This window comes from Psychrobacter sp. AOP7-C1-14 (assembly GCF_052376135.1).
GTDB lineage: Bacteria > Pseudomonadota > Gammaproteobacteria > Pseudomonadales > Moraxellaceae > Psychrobacter.
The window spans coordinates 1-4,716 of sequence record NZ_JBQSVH010000037.1 but is presented as its reverse complement, the minus strand read 5'-3'; the positions used below and the strand labels follow the sequence as shown (position 1 = coordinate 4,716).

General features: G+C 36.2%; 4 protein-coding genes. 2 read left to right on the top strand and 2 right to left on the bottom strand.

Annotation, left to right across the window (positions count from 1 at the left end; genetic code table 11):
• Positions 1-1,237 precede the first annotated feature (1,237 nt).
• Positions 1,238-1,921: a cupin domain-containing protein gene (locus ACT3QN_RS13585; protein ID WP_444523804.1), complete on the bottom strand. Its 684-nt coding sequence runs from the start codon at positions 1,919-1,921 to the stop codon at positions 1,238-1,240.
• Between the two features lie 168 nt (positions 1,922-2,089).
• Positions 2,090-2,953 (bottom strand): universal stress protein, encoded by an 864-nt coding sequence (locus tag ACT3QN_RS13580; RefSeq protein WP_444523803.1) that lies wholly within the window; start codon positions 2,951-2,953, stop codon positions 2,090-2,092.
• Between the two features lie 368 nt (positions 2,954-3,321).
• Between ACT3QN_RS13580 and ACT3QN_RS13575 the strand changes: the two genes are divergently transcribed.
• Both ACT3QN_RS13575 and ACT3QN_RS13570 read left to right on the top strand, forming a co-directional pair.
• Positions 3,322-3,855, top strand: coding sequence for a DUF2058 domain-containing protein (locus ACT3QN_RS13575; RefSeq protein WP_444523802.1), 534 nt, complete (start codon positions 3,322-3,324; stop codon positions 3,853-3,855).
• Between the two features lie 455 nt (positions 3,856-4,310).
• Positions 4,311-4,715 (top strand): hypothetical protein, encoded by a 405-nt coding sequence (locus ACT3QN_RS13570; protein ID WP_444523801.1) that lies wholly within the window; start codon positions 4,311-4,313, stop codon positions 4,713-4,715.
• Position 4,716 lies beyond the last annotated feature (1 nt).

Genomic DNA, 4,716 nt, shown 5'->3' with positions numbered 1-4,716 from the left:
ATACGCATAATATTTACTCCAAAAAAGCGGGTTCAATAACCCAAAATAAGTGAAATTTATGAAAATAATATTAAAAATGGCAATAGTCTTCGATACCGATGATTCTTAGCAATTGATCGGTCATTAATTTTAGATGAGATAGTTTTTTTCTTGGGAGGTTTTAGTTGCGAACAACTATTGGCACGAAGGGGAAATATATAGTTTTTATTACAACAACTATATTTATTATCGTTGGTAGACATACATAACATATTTATAGCATGGTCATAAAATACCTGACCTACACTTACAGAACACTCCACACCCACTGAACTATTTTTTCTAATAGTTAACAGCATGGTTTCGAAAATCATAAAATCTCATCCTTAATTATCAGTTGATCTACATAAAGAAAATCCATTTTCTCGTGATGACTTACAAACCCTTTTTTAAGAAAATTATTATAGGTTTTTCCAATGAAATACAACTTAATAGTCTAAAAACATTCAACTGTAAGAATATAAAGATCAAATTACAGTAGTAGTGCAATATGGGTGTTACCTTCACCTCAAGATACATACTATCAACAAAAATTCAATTTATAAACTATTTATATAACTTTTGTTACTTATTTATGAATATGCAAATACATGTATCTTGCTAGGGAACCTCTAAATATCGAGCGTCTAGCCTTGAATATGTTTTGTATGATTACTTTTATAATAATACGCTAAGTTTATAGGTCAACATAGTTTCTTTATTTAATTGTAAAATACATCCTATCTCGCAAATATACTGTGCATATCCAAGGGTCGAATATTCTCAATTTAGACCATAGAAGCAATCTATAATCAAGGACATACGTAGGCACTACGAAGGTATAGATCTGTAATAATCACCTTTTATAAGTTAAGATTTTCTTAACAATAGGTAATAAAAAATGATATGTATCCTCATTTATTTCATAAAAGCATATTAGGCTTTTGTAATACAAAGAAAAGACTAGCCAAGAGTGCCACTTTAGAGCACTCTTATTACTTAGACTAATTTCTTAGAAGAAGTTTTTTGAAAGATTTGTGTTTTTCGAAGGTAGGTAGAAAAGAAGATACTCGGTATCTTTTCTATTATAGACTTCATTAAGAACGATCGTTCTTAATGAAGTCTTAATTTTATAAAAAGATGATTCATTATTCTATTTACAAAGTTGTACTTATCAAAAATTTTTGTATAGTTAGTCTGCACACTTAATAGATGATATTCAATCAGCTTCAACATCCAAACCAATGATATTGTTAAGGTGACCAGTTTTTAGGTATATCGTTGCGCCTTTCTCACCTGCTTTGATTGATACGTTTGCATCTATCGGTAGGCGTATCCAACTATCCTGTCGACATACTTGCTCACCTTCTATTAGCTCGCCTGCTATGACTAGTATTTCTGCACCACCATGGACTGTTTCAGTAAACAGTAACTCGCCTGCGTCGATACGCTGTAGACTAACGTGCTCTACCTCATCATAGAAAAGTGGACAAATAGTACGGTTATCTTGTTGCTGCCAATTAGCATTATCATTAGTGTTAATAGCCACGTGCTGCGTTTCATCAGATGACATTTGCCGCAACTTGACAAAAATGACAGCCCCTTCGTCACTATAAGGTCTATGACCAGAAGACGGTGGATTACGTAAATACCAACCTGCCGGATAATGAGTATCATCTGCAGAAAAAGTGCCTGACAATACTAAAATCTCTTCACCGTCTGGATGTAGATGATGCGGAAAGTAAGAGTTTGGCGCATAACATACCAGACTGGTAGCGCGAGCCTTCTCCGCCCCTATACGGTCAAGCATGACACGCTCCACGCCGTTTTGTGGTGACTTAATCCATTGATGTGCTTCAGGAGTTAATGAAGCACGTTGTGAAAAATCTGCATTAATGAGCATAAAATATTCCAAAGCGGTTAAATGGTATTGCCATTATTATAGTTCGTACTATTATCACCGTTTACCGGTTACGACATTGACGTTTGTGATTAAGGTAGTGATTTTGAAGGTAGTAATCTTTAAATTCATGAGATCTAAATCTATAAATAGTCTTGACGTATTAATGTACTAACGTACCAGAATAACGGGAGATAACGTGCTAGCGATAATTTCTGTCGTGGTACTACCGAGAAACAGTTGTTGCCATTTTGAATGTCCGTATGCACCCACGACCATAATGTCAATATTGTTTTCTACTTGGAACTTTAATAATCCATCTACCGCATCAGAAGCAGATAGATGATGTGCTTCAACGATAAACCCAGCATCTTCTAACTGTGCAGCGGCGGCGCTCATACTTTGCTTGGCGGCGTCATTATGATTGCCTACCATCACGATATGACCTTTTAGACCTTTTAATAACGGGCTTTTTGACGCCATTCGTGCTGCTTTAATAGAGGTTTTGCTACCATCAAAGGCAATCATATAAGAGCTTGGCTCTTCAAATTTCTCTGAGCAAATCAATATGGGAATATCTGATCCACGAGCGACCGTCTCGATCTGGCTACCAATATTGATCCGACTGTTCTTATGATCCTCTCCGCGGCGGCCCATTACAATCGCACGATTTTCTTCTTTGAAGTGCTCAATACTAGGAAGCAGCTTGCCATGGCGTTGATAAACACGAACATTCACGTCAGCGAAACTGCTTTGAATATGGCTTTTTGCATCTTGTACCAACGCATTACTATAACTGTTGACGACTTTTGCTCGTTGTTCATCCAACTGAGATAACTCTTCTAATAAAAACTGACGGCTATTTATGCCTATGGCACCTGACAAATCTCGTCTGGTCGATGCAGGTATGTCACTGACATGCAACAATCCAACCGGTACGTTTAACTTGCTGGCATACCATGCTGCATAGTCACAAACCGATTCAGTCACTGCCGAGCCGTCAATACAGGCTAAAATGTGCTGTGATGTTGTCATAATCTATCCTTAAATTTAATTATTTAATCCTATACAGCTTGCTAGTTCTGACTAAGCTATATTTCTGGCTAGAATAGCTTTCATTCATTTTATTATCATTACCTTATAAGAACTTATTTATAAGGTAATGATAAGTTTATCCTTTCATTTGATAATAACCAATTTAAATGGCTTCATCCAGCAATGTGTAAGCCGCCTTTGCAATAATTGCAATTTGTTACTCTCCGTATGATTTATAGCTCATCGCAAACTAACAACCAACTGCGTATTGAAGTCTTATCATCGTCTAACCACATGCGTTAGCAAAGTTTGATACAATGTATTTTTAGTATTTATGATTTCGGTATCATTATTTAGGTGATTGGATTATGGCAAAAAACGCCCTACAGGCTCAATTATTAAAGGCTGGCTTGGTTGATAGTAAAAAGGCTAAGAAGATCAGTAAGCAAACGCAACATGCCAAGCGTACTGGTGATTCAGAAAGCGCCGAAGTCAAGAAAGCACTAGCAGAGGCGCAAGCACAAAAGCTAGAAAAGGATCAGAAGCTTAATCAAGAAAAACAGCGAGTGTTGGAAGAAAAGGCATTAAAGGCCAATATCATCCAAATGATTAAACAGCATCAAATTACTGAGACAGAAGGTGAAGTTAGCTATCAGTTTGTTGATGATTCAAAAGTAAAGAAAATTGCTATCACTCAGAAACTGTATGATCAAATCGTGGCAGGTCACGTGGTCATCGCACGTTTAGAAGAAAGCTATGCACTATTGCCTCGTCCATTAGCTGATCGTATTGATTCAAAAATGGAAGGCTTTATGGTTGTATCCAATGACACTGCTGAGGAAGCATTGGCAGAAGACGATCCGTATGCCGCTTATGTAATTCCAGATGATTTGATGTGGTAGAGACTTATTTTACTGCCGTCAGCTTTACTATAGTGTTATAAGCATCCAGTCAAAAGCCCTTTATAGAATTTACGTTCTATAAAGGGCTTTTTGTATTTGAGCAAGTTAGACAAATCTGTATATCGGGAAACAAAGGTTAAATATGTCGACAGACTTAAACAAACGTACGCAAATCAAGATTCTTTAACCTAACATTGCTGGTTTAGTTAGAGAAAGTAACCCAGCTCTATAATTGCCAGAATATGGATATAATCAACTTGAACAGTTATTCAATAAATACTACAATGCGTTTTTAGCACATTTGGTGGTAAGCCTTTGTTTATTTTTGAGTAACCACTCAATATTGTTCATATTTTACCTGTGTTTATTAGCTGATAGTCCGGTGCCATCATGCCCGTTTTATTTGCTTAATTTGTTCCAATTCACTTTTACTTTTTCTCAAAAAGAGATAACTTATGCCAAAAAATTTACCACTTTCATTATTACTTCTTCGCCTTGGTGTTTTCATTGTATTCTTTTTCTGGACAATCGATAAATTCGTAAATCCTGAACATGCTGCCAATGTGTTTGCTAAATTCTATGCACTAGAGAACTTGGGTATCACTATTGTTTACCTGATTGGTAGCTTACAAATCATTCTTATATTCTCATTTGTAATGGGTCTATTCAAAAAATGGACATATGGCATTATCTTATTGCTACACGCTGGCTCTACTTTTGCATCTTTTGGTCTTTACCTAACGCCTTTTGACAACCTGTTATTTTTTGCCGCATGGCCAATGCTAGCCGCCTGCATCGCTCTATTCTTAATGAGAGACTATGACACCCTAACACTGGGCAAAAATAAATCTCTAGTATAAA

Excerpts from the sequence above, each read along its gene's own strand:
- ACT3QN_RS13585 (WP_444523804.1), bottom strand. The coding sequence starts at position 1,921 with ATGCTCATTAATGCAGATTTTTCACAACGTGCTTCATTAACTCCTGAA.
- ACT3QN_RS13580 (WP_444523803.1), bottom strand. The coding sequence starts at position 2,953 with ATGACAACATCACAGCACATTTTAGCCTGTATTGACGGCTCGGCAGTG.
- ACT3QN_RS13575 (WP_444523802.1), top strand. The coding sequence starts at position 3,322 with ATGGCAAAAAACGCCCTACAGGCTCAATTATTAAAGGCTGGCTTGGTT.
- ACT3QN_RS13570 (WP_444523801.1), top strand. The coding sequence starts at position 4,311 with ATGCCAAAAAATTTACCACTTTCATTATTACTTCTTCGCCTTGGTGTT.